The sequence below is a fragment of the Hydrogenophaga sp. BPS33 genome, from assembly GCF_009859475.1.
In the GTDB taxonomy this organism is placed as follows: Bacteria; Pseudomonadota; Gammaproteobacteria; order Burkholderiales; family Burkholderiaceae_C; genus Hydrogenophaga.
Genome location: NZ_CP044549.1, coordinates 1,028,737 through 1,045,511, shown reverse-complemented (window position 1 = coordinate 1,045,511; position 16,775 = coordinate 1,028,737). Strand labels below are relative to the sequence as shown.

15 protein-coding genes are annotated in these 16,775 nt (G+C 64.9%); 5 read left to right on the top strand and 10 right to left on the bottom strand.

Annotated elements, in window-relative coordinates:
• Positions 1 to 89 precede the first annotated feature (89 nt).
• From F9K07_RS05040 to F9K07_RS05020, 5 genes are read left to right on the top strand one after another with little or no spacing between them, the layout of a single operon-like run.
• Positions 90 to 1,805 carry an FAD-dependent oxidoreductase gene (locus F9K07_RS05040; RefSeq protein ID WP_159589987.1) on the top strand — a complete coding sequence of 572 codons (1,716 nt, stop codon included), beginning with the start codon at positions 90 to 92 and terminating at the stop codon, positions 1,803 to 1,805.
• A 10-nt stretch (positions 1,806 to 1,815) separates the two neighbouring features.
• Entirely contained in the window at positions 1,816 to 2,220 is a 405-nt protein-coding gene (locus F9K07_RS05035) for a cupin domain-containing protein (protein ID WP_236581800.1), read from the top strand.
• Positions 2,217 to 3,635 carry an aldehyde dehydrogenase family protein gene (locus F9K07_RS05030; protein ID WP_159589985.1) on the top strand — a complete coding sequence of 473 codons (1,419 nt, stop codon included), beginning with the start codon at positions 2,217 to 2,219 and terminating at the stop codon, positions 3,633 to 3,635. Before F9K07_RS05035 ends, F9K07_RS05030 begins: the two co-directional genes overlap by 4 nt.
• Positions 3,636 to 3,658: 23 nt before the next feature.
• Positions 3,659 to 5,437, top strand: coding sequence for a thiamine pyrophosphate-binding protein (locus tag F9K07_RS05025; protein ID WP_159589983.1), 1,779 nt, complete (start codon positions 3,659 to 3,661; stop codon positions 5,435 to 5,437).
• A 21-nt stretch (positions 5,438 to 5,458) separates the two neighbouring features.
• Positions 5,459 to 6,178 carry an SDR family oxidoreductase gene (locus F9K07_RS05020; protein ID WP_159589981.1) on the top strand — a complete coding sequence of 240 codons (720 nt, stop codon included), beginning with the start codon at positions 5,459 to 5,461 and terminating at the stop codon, positions 6,176 to 6,178.
• Positions 6,179 to 6,200: 22 nt separating this feature from the next.
• Here F9K07_RS05020 and pncB read toward each other — a convergent pair whose 3' ends face one another.
• The 10 genes from pncB to F9K07_RS04970 form a co-directional block, all read right to left on the bottom strand.
• A complete protein-coding gene (pncB, locus tag F9K07_RS05015; RefSeq protein ID WP_159589979.1) occupies positions 6,201 to 7,400 on the bottom strand; it encodes a nicotinate phosphoribosyltransferase in 1,200 nt (399 codons plus the stop codon).
• Positions 7,401 to 7,557: 157 nt separating this feature from the next.
• Positions 7,558 to 7,815 carry a hypothetical protein gene (locus F9K07_RS05010; RefSeq protein ID WP_201451512.1) on the bottom strand — a complete coding sequence of 86 codons (258 nt, stop codon included), beginning with the start codon at positions 7,813 to 7,815 and terminating at the stop codon, positions 7,558 to 7,560.
• A gap of 162 nt (positions 7,816 to 7,977) precedes the next feature.
• A complete protein-coding gene (locus F9K07_RS05005; protein ID WP_159589977.1) occupies positions 7,978 to 9,105 on the bottom strand; it encodes a YbdK family carboxylate-amine ligase in 1,128 nt (375 codons plus the stop codon).
• Positions 9,106 to 9,108: 3 nt separating this feature from the next.
• Positions 9,109 to 10,296: a cation:proton antiporter gene (locus tag F9K07_RS05000; RefSeq protein ID WP_159589975.1), complete on the bottom strand. Its 1,188-nt coding sequence runs from the start codon at positions 10,294 to 10,296 to the stop codon at positions 9,109 to 9,111.
• 156 nt (positions 10,297 to 10,452) lie between these two features.
• Positions 10,453 to 11,328, bottom strand: a complete 876-nt coding sequence (locus tag F9K07_RS04995; RefSeq protein WP_159589973.1) for a class I SAM-dependent methyltransferase — start codon at positions 11,326 to 11,328, stop codon at positions 10,453 to 10,455.
• A 39-nt stretch (positions 11,329 to 11,367) separates the two neighbouring features.
• Positions 11,368 to 12,330, bottom strand: a complete 963-nt coding sequence (locus tag F9K07_RS04990; protein ID WP_159589971.1) for a Bug family tripartite tricarboxylate transporter substrate binding protein — start codon at positions 12,328 to 12,330, stop codon at positions 11,368 to 11,370.
• 49 nt (positions 12,331 to 12,379) lie between these two features.
• Positions 12,380 to 13,375, bottom strand: a complete 996-nt coding sequence (locus F9K07_RS04985; RefSeq protein ID WP_159589968.1) for an NAD(P)H-dependent flavin oxidoreductase — start codon at positions 13,373 to 13,375, stop codon at positions 12,380 to 12,382.
• Complete coding sequence (locus F9K07_RS04980; protein WP_159589966.1) at positions 13,372 to 14,556, bottom strand: CaiB/BaiF CoA transferase family protein; 1,185 nt, start codon at positions 14,554 to 14,556, stop codon at positions 13,372 to 13,374. The genes F9K07_RS04985 and F9K07_RS04980 overlap by 4 nt, the downstream gene beginning before the upstream one ends.
• On the bottom strand, positions 14,553 to 15,242 hold the full coding sequence (locus F9K07_RS04975; RefSeq protein ID WP_159589964.1) for an alpha/beta fold hydrolase: 690 nt from the start codon (positions 15,240 to 15,242) through the stop codon (positions 14,553 to 14,555). The genes F9K07_RS04980 and F9K07_RS04975 overlap by 4 nt, the downstream gene beginning before the upstream one ends.
• A gap of 9 nt (positions 15,243 to 15,251) precedes the next feature.
• Positions 15,252 to 16,757, bottom strand: a complete 1,506-nt coding sequence (locus tag F9K07_RS04970; RefSeq protein WP_159589962.1) for a carotenoid oxygenase family protein — start codon at positions 16,755 to 16,757, stop codon at positions 15,252 to 15,254.
• Positions 16,758 to 16,775 lie beyond the last annotated feature (18 nt).

The following is a 16,775-nucleotide window of genomic DNA, read 5'->3' as shown; positions in this document are numbered from 1 at the left end:
CTTGCTCCTGTTTCTATAGATTAGATATCTGTTATAGTTTAACGAGATAATTTGATTTCAGCTACACCCATACACAAGAAACGCAAGGCATGGATGAATGGGACGTGATCGTTGTCGGGTCCGGAGTCGCCGGGCTCAGCGCCGCATGTGTTGCCGCCGCCGAAGGCGCGTCCGTGCTGGTGTTGGAGCAGGCCGAACAGGTGGGGGGAACGACGGCCATCTCGGGCGGCATGGTGTGGATGCCGGCGAACTTCCACATGCAAAAGACAGGCGTGCAAGACACCATTTGCGCAGCGCGTACCTACTTGTCGCACGCGGTTCCTGGTACCGACAGAGACAGGTTGGAGGCCTTTCTCTCGCATTGCAACGAAGCCCTGCGGTACATGGAGAAGCACACCCAACTGCGCATGCGCCCGGTGGCGGTTTACCCCGACTACTACCCCGACTTGCCCGGCGCAACCACGGGCGGTCGCGTTCTGGAACCTGAACCGTATGACGCGACCGCATTGGGTGCGCACTTCAAGTCGCTGCGAGCACCCTTGCCCGAGTTCATGCTGTTCGGCGGAATGATGGTCAGCCGGCAGGACATTCCCCACCTCCGCCGTGCGTCGACTTCGATGACCTCGGCTGTGCACGTTGCCAAGCTTCTACTGAGGTACGGTCGACAGCGGCTTGCATGGCCACGTGGCACGACCTTGTACCTGGGCAATGCGCTCGCAGCCCGGCTGTACGAATCCGCCATGCGACTCGGTGTGACGATCCGTACCGGAACGGCAGCACTGCAACTGGACTTGTCAGAGGGACGCGTGCGCGGGGTGTGCGTGGCAGGCCGTGCAGACACGGTTGAACGGCTCGGCGCGTTGCGCGGCGTGGTACTGGCCAGCGGCGGGCTGTCCCATGCCGGTGAACTTCGGGCGCGGAGCGTTCCATCCAACGCGGGTACGTTCTCCGCCGGCGCGGCGCCTGGACGTGCCCCACGGGGTGCAAAGCTTGCACTCGAAGCAGGGGCGACGCTGTCGCGGGGCCTGGATCAAGGTGCGTTCTGGGTACCTGTGTCGCGCTTCGTCCGTGCAGACGGCACCGTCGGCCTCTTTCCGCACACCGTCACCGATCGCGGCAAGCCCGGTCTGATCGCCGTGAACAGCGCGGGAGCCCGCTTCACCAATGAATCGCGCTCCTACCACGAGTTCGTCAAAAGCCAGCTTCGCCAGGACGGTCGGGCCATTCCGGCATGGCTCGTTTGCGACAGCCGATTCTTGTGGAAGTACGGTCTCGGATGCGTGAAGCCATTCACGGTGTCCTTGCACAGTCAGTTAGCGTCCGGCTATCTCAAGCGCTCGCGAACGATGGAAGGGCTCGCGCAAGCCATCGGGGTTCCGCCGCCAGCGCTTGCACATACCGTGGCGCAATACAACAGCGGGGCGCGCGAGGGCCTTGACCCTGCCTTTGGGCGTGGCGGCGATGCCTATCAACGCCACATGGGCGACGGTGACCACAAACCCAATCCGTGCGTGGCGCCGATCCTGCGCGCGCCGTTCTACGCAGTGGCGGTGTGGCCGGCGGATCTTGGAATGGCCACGGGAATTCGCACGGATCAGAGGGGCCGGGTGCTCACCGCGGACGGCGCGGCGATTGACGGCTTGTATGCGTGTGGCAACGACATGGCCTCTGTCATGGAAGGGGCCTACCCTGCGCCCGGAATTACCTTGGGTCCCGCGATCACCTTCGCCTATCTCGCCGGTCGCCATGTGGCGCAACGACCTCCATGGACATCAACCCACCCGGCTTCGGCCGCACCAGCCTGAGGAAACTGTCATGAGTCCCATCGAAAACACATCGCGGTCGCAAGGCGACATGGCACGCGTGCACACCATGGCCAATCTGCCCTGGAAAGAGTTTCCAGGGCACTTCGGCGGTGCCCTCTCAAAGGCACTGGTGGGTCTGGACAACGCCGGCACGCGCCGCATCGACTTTCGCATCTCACGGTACGCGCCCGCTGCCTACGTCGAAGACCACGTGCACAAAGTCCAGGAGCAGATCTACTACGTGCTGGAGGGCGAAGGGGTGCTGACGCTGGACGACAACCCATATCTGATGCGACCGCATGACTACGTATACATCCCTCCTGGCGTGCGGCACGGGTTCGCCAACACCGGTATATCGGGTCTCGTGTTTTTCGTCATCACCACACCGTTCGAAGACAGCGAGACCACCCCATGAAGGAAGTGCGCCATCTGATCGGAGGCGAATGGGTTCCTGGAGACGGCATGGAGCACCCGGTTCTCGACAAGTTCAGGGGCGTTCCCGTGGCCACCTTCAGGAATGCGGGCACGCGTCAGGTCGAAGCGGCTGTTGCGATGGCGCATGCGGCGTTCGCGGCCGGCGCCCCGGTGGCGCATCTGCGTGGACACATTCTGCAGGAGGCTTCACGCCTTGTCGGAGACCGGGCCGAAGAGTTTGTCGGCTTGATGCGGCAAGAAGCCGGCTTCCCCCGCAGCGACGCGCTAGGTGAAGTTCGGCGTTGCATGGAGACACTGCGGCTCTCGGCTGAAGAAGCGCGTCGCTTTTGTGGCGACGTGCTGCCATTGGAGGGCGCGCCGGACCAAGGGGAGCGCATGGGCTTCACCCTTCGCGTGCCACTGGGGGTCGTGGCGGCCATCACACCGTTCAATTCTCCGATGAACACCGTTGCACACAAGATAGGTCCGGCGTTTGCGGCGGGCAATGCCGTCGTTCTGAAGCCTTCGACGCACACGCCGATGACAGCCTGTCTGCTGGGCGAACTCCTCGTCCAGGCAGGCATCCCGCGTGGATTCTTGTCGGTGCTGCACGGCGGTGCCGATACCGTGCAGACCCTGCAATCGCAGGAATCGGTGCGCTTCTTCGCCTTCACGGGCAGCACCGAGGTAGGACGCATCATCCAGCAGGCCGCCGGATTGCGGCGCACGCAGATGGAACTCGGGTCGATAGCCTGCACCATCGTCTGTGCCGATGCGGATCTCGACCGCGCTCTGCCGAAGATCGTCAATGCTGCCTACCGCAAGGCGGGTCAGGTTTGCACTTCCATCCAGCTTCTGCTGGTCCAGTCACAGATCGCGCAACGCGTGGAGCAAGAGCTGTCGCGTCGGGTGCGCGATCTTGCCTTCGGAGATCCCTCCAACGAGCACACCGTGGTGGGTCCGCTCATCAGCGAGGAGGCGGCACAACGCGTCGGAGGCTGGATCACCGAGGCGCTCGCTCTCGGAGCCCGGCGCCTGGCAGGCGGTGACAGGGTGGGATCCGTCGTGCCCCCCACGCTGCTTGCCAATGTGGACGCGCGGATGAAGGTGGGCTGCCAGGAAGTGTTCGGCCCCGTCATGTGCCTGGTGCCTTTTGACAGTCTGGAAGATGCATTCGACCGGGTCAACGCCACACCTTACGGCCTCGCGACCGGCATATTCACCCATCGGCTGAGTGATGCGCTTCTTGCCGCGCGTCGGCTGCAGGTAGGCGGGGTCCATGTCAACGAGACCTCCAGCTCCAGAGTGGACTTGATGCCCTACGGAGGATCGAAAAGCAGCGGCTTCGGACGCGAAGGGCCGCACTACGCCATTCGTGAAATGAGCGAAGAGCGTGTGGTCACCATCTCCAGCTAAGCCATCATCGCCAGGAACAAGCCATGCCAAGAATGAAGGGTAGCGCACTGATCGCGGACTATCTTATTCAAGAGAAAGTCCCCTATGTATTCGGCATCTGCGGACACGGCAACGTAGGGATGCTGGATGCGCTGTACGAGCGGCGTGACCAGATTCGCCTGATCTCGCCACGGCACGAACAATGCGCGGGCCATATGGCCGACGCCTATTTCCGCGTCAAGCACAAACCGGTCGCCACGCTCACCTCGACGGGACCTGGCTCGGCCAACATGGTGATGTCGCTGGCCACCGCCCTGTCCGACTCGTCGGCATTCCTGGCCATCACGTCGAACGTGCCCACGTCGCAGCACAACCGCGGGCCATTCCAGGAACTGTACAAACACAACCAGGCCGATTTGGCGCAAGTTCTGCGCCCTGTCGTGAAACGGGCCTTTCAGCCTTCGCGCGTCGACATGCTGCCTCTTGCCCTGCGCCAGGCCATGGACACGATGGTCACGGGTCGACCGGGCCCGGTCAATCTCGACATCCCCTACAACGTGTACCAGGAGGAAGACGAGGTGGAAATTCCCCCCTCTTCCCATGTGCATCTCACGCACCGTCCCGGAGCCAGTCGGGAAGACCTGAAGGCAACGCTCATGCTCCTGGCGGACGCCCGCCGCCCCGTCGTCTTCATCGGGCATGGCGCCACGCTCTCTGAGGCAGGTGCAGAGATCACAGCACTGGCCGATCTCTTGGGCATTCCCGTGATCACGTCGCCCAATGGCATGGGATGTATCCCTGGTTCACACCCCTTGGCACTGGGCTTCATTGGACGCAATGGCAGCTACCCCGCCAATGAGGCAGGGCGGCGTTCCGACCTTGTACTGACGCTCGGCACGCGGTTCGACGATCGCAGCGCCTCCAGCTGGCAACCGGGATACTCCTGGAACTTCCCGACGACACGGTTGATTCACGTTGACATAGATCCCCAGGAGCTGGGACGCAACTATGCGCCAGACCTTGGCGTCATCGCAGACATCAAGGTGTTTACCCAGCAGTTGCTGCAGGAACTCGAAGCGCACCCCGACATCTCCGCCAAGCGGTTCGCGCCATGGCGGGAGCAAGTACGGGGCTGGCAGCAGGAATGGGAGCGCTTCGTTCAACCGCACTTCGAGGATCACACCAGTCCACTGCGCCCAGAGTTTGTCGTGGGCACGCTGCAGAAAATGCTGCCCCACGACGTGATCCTCTCGCTCGACTCCGGCGTTCACCACAACTGGTTCATGCAGTTCTGGCGTGCCAACAGGCCGCAGAGCATGTTGAACAGCTGGGGCTATTCCAGCATGGGCTTCGGTGTGTGTGGTGTGCTGGGTGCCCAACTCGCCGCGCCGGATCGGGCGTGCGTGGCCGTGGTGGGTGATGGCGGCTTCACGATGGCACCCTATGTGTTGTGCACAGCGGTGGAACTCGATCTGCCGGTCGTCTGGATTGTCTGGAACAACTTCGCCTGGGGCGCCATTCGAGACATCCAATACGGAATGTTCGACGGCCGCGAGATCGGCACTGCTTTTTACAAAGGGCACAGCGGCGAGCGCTACAACCCAGACTTCGCTGCTTGGGCGCGCGCGTGTGGCGCGGACGGCGTCACCGTCAAGCGGCCGCAGGATCTCGCGGCGGCGGTCCAGCAAGCCTTGAAGAACCGCAGACCTTGCCTCATCGATGTGCACGTCGATGCCGAGATTCGCCCCCCCGCGACCGGAACCTGGCAGCTCCCGCCCATTCCTTTCAAGGAACCCGTCTATGGAAAGCCATGGCGGGCGTGAACGAACCGAAGGACACATACCATGAGCAAAACAATGACCGCTATCGTCTTCGGTGGCTCGCGCGGCATTGGCCGTGCCTGTGTGCAGGTGTTGGCGGCGGATGGCTTCGGCGTGGGGTACACCAGTGTGTCCGGTGCGCCCGTATCGGGCACTTCAGAAGGCACGGTGCGCTGCTACCAGGCGGACATCCGAGAAATGGCCGACGTTCGAAAAGTGTTCGAGTTCACAAGACGCGACTTCGCTGGCCACATTCAGTGTGTCGTGGCGAACGCAGGCATCAATGTGCCGCCCGCGCCATTGGCTGATTTCGACCCAGAGCGCTTTCGCCAACTGGTGGAAGCCAACATCGTTGGCGCATTCAACGTTCTGGCCGAAGCGGCCCGCCAGGTGGCCGACGGCGGCAGCATCATCGCCCTGAGCACATCGCTGGTCCGCCGCGCAGCGCCCGGTCTCGGCCCATACAGCGCCACCAAGGCAGCGGTGGAGTCTTTGGTGCGTGCGATGGCATGCGAACTCTCGGCCCGCGGAGTCCGAGTGAACGCAGTGGCTCCAGGGCCGGTCGATACCGATCTGTTCCGCGCGGGCAAGTCGCCCGAGGCATTGGCAAGGTCCGCTGCGATGAGCCCGCTGGGACGCGTTGGACGCCCCGAGGAGATTGCGCAAGTGGTGGGCTTTCTGGCGTCGGAGCGGGCCTCGTGGGTTCAGGGTCAAGTGGTGCAACCGAACGGCGGAATGGTCTAGGCGGGCGTTGGTCCATCGGCGCTCAGCGCATAGAGGCATCTGTCACACCGAACACCTGCTTCAGGTACGCCAGAAAAGTCTGGTCGTCGCACAGCGTCTTGCCCGGGCTGTCGGAGAGCTTGGCCACCGGCTGGCCGTTGCACTCGGTCAGTTTCATCACGATGTTCAAAGGCGTCGGGCCGAGATCGTTGGTGAGGTTCGTACCGATGCCAAAGCCCAGTTGCGCCCGATCCGCGAAATGCCGATAAAGCGACAGTGCACGCGGCACGTCCAGCCCATCGGAGAACACCAGCCGCTTGGTGTGTGCGTCGATGCGCAGCTTCTCGTAATGCGCCAGGGCTTTTTCGCCCCACACCACGGGGTCGCCCGAGTCGTGCCGCAGTCCATCGAAGAGCTTGGCGAAATACAGATCGAAGTCCGCCAGAAAGGCGTCCATGCCGATCACGTCGGTCAGCGCCACCCCCAGGTCGCCGCGGTACTCCTGCACCCAGTCTTCGAGCGCGGCCTTCTGGTGGTCGCGCAGGCGCACGCCCAGCGCCTGGTAGGTCTGCAGGTATTCGTGCGCCATCGTGCCAATGGGCACCAGCCCCAGGTCGCGCGCCAGCAGCACGTTGGAGGTGCCTTTGAAGTAGCGGGGCAGCGCGGCGTTGAGCGTGCCCACGACTTCACGCTGCCAATCGGCCGAGTAGCGCCGGCGCAAACCGAAGTCGAAGAATTCGAACGGGTGCCGCCTCGCCGGTTCGGTCGAAAAACCGTGAAATGCGTCGATCTTCTGCTGCAGCCGGCGACGGCCTTCCACCTCCGCGCCTTCGGCCTTCAGCCCCCGGAAATACAGCTCGTTGACGATGGAGAGCACATGGATCTCGAAGCCCGTCACATGCACCAGTGGACCGCGCGCGACGATCTCCAGGCGATCGCCGTTGGCGCGCACGTCGATGAACGCGCGCTGGAACCGGAAGATGCGCAGGAAGTCGACGAAGTCCGACTTGATGAAACGCAGGCCACGCAAGAAGGCCAGCTCGTCCTCGCGAAAGCGCAGGCGGCACAAGTGGTCGATCTCCTCGCGCACCGCGTCCACCAGATCGGCCAAGGGGTACACGCTGCCGTTGCGGCAGACGAAGGTGAACATCGCCTGGGTCTGCGGGTGCCGATGCAGCATGGTCTGCCACATCGTGAACTTGTAGAGATCGGTGTCGAGCAGGCTGTGGATGACAGGGCTCATGGCAGGCGGTCTTTCTGCGTTGTGCAACACGAGAAATCAGAAGCGGGTTCGGGGCACCCAGTGTGCCGGAGTTCGGGCCCGGTTCTGTGGACGGCGGCCTGCGGGCCGTCCAAGACCTTCCAGCGGGGTCAACACACCCGCTGGTCAAAACGATGAATCAGTGAACGGCGCCCAATGCGGGTTGTGCGTCGCGGTACAGCTCGCTGCCGGTGTCCATGAACCCGTCGGCGTCGATCACCGCGTCGAACGCGCGGGTGGCGGCGTCGCGGATCTTCGGGATCAGGGGCTTGTCCAGCGGGCGGCAGATGTGCTGGCGCAGGCTGCTCAGCGTGGCGCTGGTTTCCATGGCGCTGATCACGGCTTCGGGATCGAGCATCAGGACGAAGGGATTGAGGCGGGTGGCGGTGGTGGACATGGCGGTTTCCTGCGAAGAATTTGAGGGGGGACAAACGTGCTGTCGATGAAACAAACTGTATGGGGTATGTTTCAGAACGTTAAGTCGGCGCCCGTCCATTCGCACTGTAAGAAGTTGCCTGACAAGCGGTTCCGCTCCCCTACAGGCCATTCGTGAACAGCGTCACGAACGGCCCAGGCGCAAAGCTTCCACGCTAGCGCGCACCACCGACTGCACGCTGCCACTGCCCTTGAACTGGTTGCGCAGGTAGGTGGCGTGGTTGCCCACGCGGCCTGCGGTGCGTTCGATCTCGTCCAGCGCGGCCAGCGAGTTGAGCGCCACCCCGTGTGGCGTGAGGTGCCGCAGCGTGGCCAGGATGTCTTCGCGGATGCTGATCTGCTCGCGCGTCTTGGGGTTGACCATCATGCCGTCCAGGCCAAAGCGGCAGGCCTGGAAGCGGTTGTAGGTGTAGACCAGGTAGTCGTCTTCCTCGGGAGCGGCTTCGCGCCGCTCCAGCAGGTGGCGGCACAGGGCCTGCAGGTAACAGGCCAGGCCGGCCGCGCGCTCCACCGTGAGCGGCGTGTCGCACACGCGCAGTTCGATCGTGCCGTACTCGGGCTTGGGCCGGATGTCCCAGTAGAAGTCCTTCATGGACTTGACCACGCCCGTGCTCTCCATCTTGGTGAAGTAGACGTTGGCAAACTCCTCCCAGCTCAGCACGAAGGGTGCGCGCCCGCTGAGCGGGAAGGCGAACACCGAGTTCAGCCGCGCCGAATCGAACAGCGTGTCCACCCCTTGGGAGAACGGCGACGAAGCCGACAAGGCGATGAAGTGCGGCACGTAGCGGTTGAGGGAATGCAGCAGGAACAGCGCCTCGTCCGCGCTCGCGCAGCCGATGTGCACGTGTTGCCCGAACACGGTGAACTGCTTGGCGAGGTAACCGTACAGGCCCGAGAGTTGCTCGAAACGCGGTTTGGAGAAGATGCGTTGCTCGAACCAGCGCTGGAACGGATGCGTGCCGCCACCGGCGAGTTCGATGTTGAGCCGGTCGCCCGCGCTCACCAGCGTGTCGCGGATCTGCTGCAACTGGGTGAGCAGTGGGCCGTGTTCGCGCTGCACGTCGGTGGCGATCTCGATCATGCTCTGCGTCATCTCGGGCGTGACCACACCGGGAAACGGTTTGCGCCGCAGCAGTTCGAGCAGGTCGTTGGCACTGCTGGAGAGGTCGAGGTCGTAGGTGTTGACCAGTTGCAGTTCGAGCTCCACGCCCATGGTCAGCGAGTCGGAGGCCTTGAAGGTTTCGAGTGGCATGGCTTATCCCTTGGTCACGTGGGTTTCCTGCGCGGCCATCAGCGCACGCTGTGTGACCACCGGCCCGAACAGCTCCTGTATCAACATCATCCCGGCGGCGATGGACAGCACTTGCTCGGCCGGCGCGAAGCCATAGAGGCGGCTTTGCTCGATCAGCAGAATGGCAAAGGCCGACATGGGCGTGAGCGCCAGGCCCGTGAGCAGGCCCTTGCGCTCGGTAATGCCCGAGAGGCGAGCCGCGACCAGGTTGCAGCCGACTTTGGAGGCGGTGCGGGCCAGGATCAGCAGAATGCCGAGGAACATGCCGGCCCCCACATCGGCCCAATCGAGCAGCGAGGCGATGTAGACGAAGAGAAAGATCGACAGCAGATCGCCGGCGGTACCGAAATCGCGCTGTGCATTGGTCAGGTGCACGCGGCGCTCGCGCGCCACGACGCCGAAAGTGAGCGCGGCCAGCAGGGGCGATATCTTCAGGCCATAGGCCGCCGTGGTGAGCAGCAGGACGGCGAGTGCGAACACCACCGTCACGCCGCGCTCGTTCGTGCTGCGCAAGCGCAGCAGCCAGGGCACGGCCACGCCCAGCAGGCCGCCCACGGCCAGGGACGTGCCCACCTGGTGGATGCTGCCGAAGGCCGCCATCACCAGATCGCCCGAGGTGCTCAGGTACCAGTAGCCCACCACCAGCTTGAGCACGAGCACCGAGACCATGCAGTTGATGGCGCACAGGTGCAGCACACGCTCGGTCACCTGACCGGCGCTGCGCAACTCGTTGGCCACGCGCACGATGCCCGCGGGCGAGGCCGAAATGGAGAGCGCCGCGATGATGAGCCGCACGTCCACCGCGAGGTCGAACCAGCCGCTGACCCAGTACACGACGCAGAACGTGACGATGGACTCGATCGCGCCCAGCAGCAGCACCCAGGGGTTGTGGCGGAACCAGCGCAGGTTGATGCGGTAGCCCAGCTCGAACAGGACCAGCGAGAGCGCCACGTTGGCCAGAAAGGGCAGGCCCGGCACATCGGTGGTCAGGCCGGGCAGGTTGATCAGCCCGCCCACGAGCCCTACCGCGACGTAGGTCGTCACCCTCGGGATGTGCCACAGCTCATAGGCGCGCTCGCTGATGAACCAGGCGAACATCAGCACCAGTGGCCACGCAATGGACTGGAGCAGAAAACTGTAATCGGTGACCATGGGCAGGAACTCCTGGATGGGGCTTGTGGAAAGGCGCTCAGCCCGGGGCACGAAGCGCCCGTGACACCACCTGGCAAACCGGCATCAGCGAAGAACGCTGATTGAAACACCGGGGAAACGCAAATGGACACATGGGCAAACAGCGTGCCCGAGGGGTCAGACCGCGAAGCGCTGCGCGAGATCGTTCAGATGAAGTTCGTCGAGCACCTGCTGCAACCGCTGCCGGGCCCGCTCGCGAGCGCCATGGCGATCGTGGTCCATTCTACGGGCCAGGATCAGCTCATTCTTCATCGAATGTTCCCAGCCCACGAGCTCGGTCACCGTCACACTGTAGCCATGCGCTTCGAGCTGCAGGCAGCGCAGCACGTTGGTGATCTGGCTGCCGAACTCGCGCGTGTGCAGCGGGTGCCGCCACAGCTCGGCCAGCGGCGTGCGCGACAGGCTCAGGGCCTTGTGCTGGCGCATCACGCCGGCCACTTCGGCCTGGCAGCAGGGCACGAGCACCATGTGGTGCGCCTGCTTGGCCAGGCCGAATTGAATGGCGTCGTCGGTGGCGGTATCGCAGGCGTGCAGAGCGGTCACCACGTCGACGGTGGCAGGCAAGGCGGGATCGGTGAGCGCCTGCTGCACCGTGGTGGCCAGGAAGTCCATGCGCGCGAAACCCAGCTGGGTCGCCAGGGCCTTGGACTTCTCCACCAGTTCCGCGCGGGTTTCCACCCCGGTCACACGGCCGACCGGCTTGTCCTTGAAGAACAGGTCGTACAGGATGAAACCGAGGTAGGACTTGCCCGCGCCGTGGTCGGCCAGCGTCACGTCGCCGCGCGCGGCGAGCACCTCGGCCAGCAAGGGTTCGATGAACTGCACCAGGTGGTAGACCTGCTTGAGCTTGCGCCGCGTGTCCTGGTTGAGCTTGCCTTCGCGCGTGAGGATGTGCAGCTCCTGCAGCAAGGCGATGGACTGCCCGGGCCGCAGCTCGGGCAGTTGTTCCTGCAAGGTGGGTTTCGGACCCGCCGGGGTCTTGTGTTTGGGCATGCGCCGATCATAGGCGCGCGCCCGCCCCGGGGCTCCCGCTCACTCCTCGAGCTTGACCGATCCCGAGCGGATCAGCGCTCGGTAATGTTCCAGGCGGTCCTTGACCAGGCTTCGGAACTCCTCGCGGGAATTGCCCACCGGCTCATAGCCCATCGTGGCGATCTGCTCGCGCACCTTGGGCAGTTTGATGGCGGCGCGAAAGGCCTCGCTCAGTCGGTCCAGCACGGCCTTGGGAACGCCGGCAGGCGCGATGAAGCCGACCCAGCCATCGGTCTTGAAGTCCACACCGAGCTCGGACAAGGTCGGCACGTTGGGCAGGATGCCCACGCGCTGTCGGGACGTGACGGCGATCGGCTTGATCTTGCCGTCCTGGATGTAAGGGCGCGCGGACTGCCCGGCGAGCATGAACTCGATCGATCCGCCGGCCAGGTCGATCAGCGCCGGCGCTTCGCCCTTGTACGAGACGTGCGTGGCCTTGATGCCCAGCTTGTCGAGCAGCACCACCGTGTTGAAGTGGAAACTGCTGCCGCTGCCGGGCGTGCCGTAGTTCATCGCACCCGGCTGGGCCTTGGCCTTGGCGACCAGTTCGCGCAGGTCCCCGGTGGCGGACACGCGCGGGTTGGTGACCAGCACGTTGTAGGTGTCGACCGCGATGGTGATGGGTTCGAAGTCCTTCAGTGGGTCGAACTTGTAGGTCTTCTCCGTGAGGGGCTGGAAGATCAGCATGCCGGGCACCGTGGCGGCAATGGTGTAGCCGTCCTTGGGCGCGCGGGCCATCTGCTCCAGGCCGATGCGGCCATTGGCGCCCGGCCGGTTCTCCAGGATCAGCGGTTGGCCCAGCGTGCGGCCCACCTCTTCGGCGAGCGAACGGCTGACCGCGTCGGCCAGGCCGCCGGGCGGGAACGGAATGAGCAGGGTGATGGGCTTCTCGGGCCAGGCCGCCGAAGCCGAACCCGCCACCGCCAATGCCAGCACCGCCAGCGCTTTTTTCAAGTAAGTCATGTCGTATCTCCTAGGTTGTCAAACATCTCATCCATATGCCGCACGGCCGTCAAGCGGTTTCCCACTGTGGCTGGTCGAACCGGCGCCATTGCCGAATGGCGCGCGTGTACTCGCGCTCGAGCTCCTCCACCACCTCGGCCACCGGGCTGATGCGCTTGATGGCGCCCACGCCCTGGCCAGCGGTCCAGGTGTCTACCCACTTGCGTTGTTTGAGCGAGCGGTTGCTGTCGTAGTTGCGCGGCGGCGTGGGAGGGAGGTCGTCGGGGTCCAGGCCGGCCGCCCGCAAGGAGGGCTTGAGCCAGCTCGCCGGTGTGCCGGTGAGGCCGCTGCTGATGACGAGGTCTTCTGCGGTGGCGTCGATGAGCATCTGCTTGTAGGTGGGCGAGGCCATGCTCTCCACCGTGGGTATGAAGCGCGTGCCCATGTAGACCAGATCCGCGCCGGCCATGGTGGCGCCGGCCACGCTGTGGCCGTCGGCGATGCCGCCGCCGATGACGACGAGGCCATCGAAAAATTCGCGCAGTGCGCGCACGAAGGCGAAGGGCGACATCCAGCCGGTGTGCCCACCCGCGCCCGCGCTGACGCAGGCCATGCCGTCCACCCCCGCGTCGGCCGCCTTGCGGGCCAGCTTCAGATTGACCACGTCGGCCAACACGATGCCGCCGTAGCCGTGCACCACGTCCAGCGCGGGCTTGGGACTGCCCAGCGCCGTGATGACGATGGGGGGCTGGTACTTCTCGATCAGCGCGAGGTCCTGCGCCAGGCGGGCGTTGGACGAATGGGTGACGACGTTGGCCGCCCAAGGACCCACGATCGCATCGGGGTTGGCCTGCCGGTACTCGCGCAGGCCTTCGGTGATCGTGAGCAGCCACGATTCCAGTGCCTCGATGGGGCGCGCGTTCGGGGTGGGGAACGCGCCCACGATGCCGGCCTTGCAAGCGGCGAGCACCATGTCCGGCCCCGAGACGAGGAACATGGGCGCGGCCACCACCGGCAGGCGCAGCGGGGTGCGTTCAAAAAAGGATGCGACGGTACCGGGTTTCATGGGTTGTGGTGCTCTGTGGCAATGGCGGACGCAGGGCGTGGTGAGCGGCCCAGCTGATCCAGGATGTGTTGCAGGTCTTCACCGACCTGCGGAAAACGCGGGGCACTGCGCCGCCCTTGCCAGGGCGGCGCGCCCGGCACCTTGACCAGCGGGCATGGCCCGACGCCAGGCAGGTCCAGGGTCTCGATCACGTCGACCCCGTCACTGCGCTGGGCGGCCATAAACTGCGCAATGTCGCGCGCCTCGCAAACCATCACGCCGTGTGGCGCGAGCTGTTCTTCCCATTGCGCCGCGGTCCTGTCTTGCAGGATGGTGGCGAGTTCGCGCCGCAGCGCGTCGGCGTTCTGCGCACGCGCCTGGGGCGTGGCGAAACGCGCGTCCTGCAAGACATCGGCACGCTCCAGCATCGCGAACAGGCGCTGCACGTCGGCTGGCTTCTGCACCGCCACCACCAGCACGCCCTGCCGTGTCGGGTAGTCGCCGGTGGGGGCGGTGAACTCGGCGTTGCCGACCTTGCCGTCGCTCAGCGCGCTGGAAATGATGCGCGGCGCGAGAAACGCCGCCATGGAACCGGCCAAGGTCACCTCCAGCGCTCCGCCGGTGCCAAAGCGGAAGCGGCGCAGCAAGGCGCTGGCGATGGCCTGGTAGGCGTACAGGCCGGTGATCTGGTCGGCCAATACCACGTTGCGCGTGCGCTGGGGTGCGCCACTCTCGTCCGCGTTGATGTGCATCCAGCCCGAATACGCCTGGGCGATGTGGTCGATGACAGGCCTGTCACAGAGCCGGCTGTCACGCCCGAAACCCGTCACCGAGCAGTAGATCAGCGCGGGACTGTCCGCGCGCAGTTGCGCTGCACCCAGCCCCAGGCGCTCGACCACGCCGGGCCGGTAGCTCTCCACCACCACGTCGCAGGTGCGCGCAATGCTTTGCGCGGTGGCGAGATCGTCGGCGTTCTTCAGATCGAGCTGGATACTTTTCTTACCGACGTTGACCGCGATCGCGGCCGGTGCGTGGCCTCGGATCTGGTTGCGCGCGTGGCGAATCCAGTCCCCGCCGGGCGGTTCGACCTTGATCACTTCGGCGCCGTGCGCCGCCATGAGCATGGTGCTGTAAGGGCCGGCAATGCCTTGCGTGAGATCGAACACGCGGATGCCGTCCATGGCCAATGGGGTGGGGCTCATCGCAAGCGTCCCATCCAGGTGGAGAGCGCCAGGGCCACCGCCGAGGGCTGCTCCAGCGGCAGCAAATGGCCCGCGCCCGAAATCTCGACCCATTCGCAGTGCCGGGCCTTGGCGGCCTCTTCGGCTTGCCGCTGCACCGGCACCACCGCGTCGTGCGAGCCCGCCAGCCACAGCGTGGGCACCGCGCCATCCAGCAGGTGCGAGCGGTCCTTGCGGTCCATCGTGGCGCGCACGTGGGCCACATAGCGCTGCGCACCATAGGCGCTCGCCAACGCGCGCCGGCGCGCCACCAGGTCGGGCCGCGCGCGGTTGTCCGGATGGAACGGGGCCAGGGACGACGACGCGGTGTCCACGTAAGTCGCGCTGTCGAACGCCTGCAGCGTCTGCTGACGTTTGGCCTTCTGCTCTTCGGAGTCGGCGCGGGCGCTCGAGCCCATGAGGCACAGGCCGTTCAACCGATCGCGGGCTTTTTCCAGCACAGCCATGGCGACATAGCCACCAAAGGAATACCCGGCAAGCACGAAGCTTGGCGGCGCATTGGCCAGCACCGCGTCGGCCAAGGCCTCCACGCTGTCCAGCGGCGGCAGGTCTGGGCAATGGCTGCGGGTCTGGGGCGGCAGTGCGGCGGCGACGTCCCGGAAAACGTCACCCGTGTTGTTCAGTCCGGGGAGAAAAACGATGTCCATGGTGTCTTCTCAGGGCAGCATGCGGCGGTCGCGGTTTTCACCGCGAATGCGGTCGCCTTCGACCCAACAGGCGTGCACGCCTGCCGAGATGCGTTCGGGCAGGATCACGGTGGCCAGAGGGCCGCGCGCGATGTCGGTGGCGTCGAACACCAGCGCTTCGGAGCGGTCCTGCACCATGTCCGTGACGTAGACCAACAGGTAGCCATCGTCCTCGCCGCTCGCGCCCACGCGGCGCGCCATCTGCGGCTCGCTGCCGTAGCGGCCAGGCCCGTACTCGTAGCGCTGCGTGGCGCCGGTCTGCAGGTCGAACTTCTTCAGCCCGCAGAAGAGCCACTCGCCCGGCTGGTACAGGATGTTGTAGCTGTAGCGGTAGGGGCGGCCCACGTAGTCGTTGCTGACGATGGGGAACTCGGTGATCTCGTCGTCCAGGTACTGCTCGGTGGTCTGCCCGGTGCGCAGGTTGAAGCGCCAGCGGTGCATCATGGTCGGGTTGTTGTGCTTGTCCAGACGCGCCTTCATGCGGGCGTACACATCGCCTCCCTCGGTCTTGCCCACGGGATGCATCACGGGCTTGGGCATGATGCAGCCGTCCATGACGATCTCCTCGCCATCCTCGTAGCAGTTCGACAGGTGCAGGATGTGGCAGGGCGTGGCTTCGAACCACCGCACCTCGGACCCAGCGCCACGGCGCGGGATGACGCCGAAACGCGCCGGCACCTCGGGGTGGAACGCCAGCTTGCGCACGCCTTTCTTCAACAGTTCGGGGTCGAAGAACTGCGGCGTGTCGTGCAGGATGGTGTAGTTCTTCGTGATGCCCAGGTCGTGCGGCCAGCGCGCGCCGGGCAGCTCCACCGGCACGTAGTGCACCAGCTGGTTGTCGCGGTCCACCACGCCGTAGTGCATGTAGGGCCAGACTTCCGGGTAGTTGAAGAACATCATCTCGCCGGTCTCGGGGTCGACCTTGTAGTGCGATCCGATACCGTGCGGCATGACGTGCCGGGCCCAGTTCGCATCGGGCCCCAGCGTGTCCAGCGAAACCGGATCCAGGCGCCAGGGCTCGCTGCCTTGCGACATTGTGGCCAGCAAACGGCCCGCGTGGCAGATGATGTCGGTGCCCGCGTTGTCCTTCATCGACCCCATCGCGCCCCAACCGCGCCGCGCACCCTTGTCGGGCTCCATGATGCCGGTCCACAGCGACGCTTGTGCCGCCTGTTCCGCCAGAAAGCCGGTGGTGCGCACGAAGCGGCTGCGGTAGGTGGCCTGGCCGTTCTGGAAATGCATGGCATGCAGCAGGCCATCGCCATCGAAGGGGTGGTACACGCCCATGGGCTCGTGCACCTGGTTGTGCGTGTTGCGGATGTAGATGCCATCGAGGTCCTGGGGAATCTCCCCGATGACCTTCAGGCTGCCCGCGTGTGCGACGTGCTCGTTGAAGTTGGGCGTGAACGCGCCGTTCAGAAACGGGTTGTCGGTGGGCTTGAGTGTGCTGTGGACGGTGTTGACGACGGTGCTCATGATCGTGGCTCCTCTCGG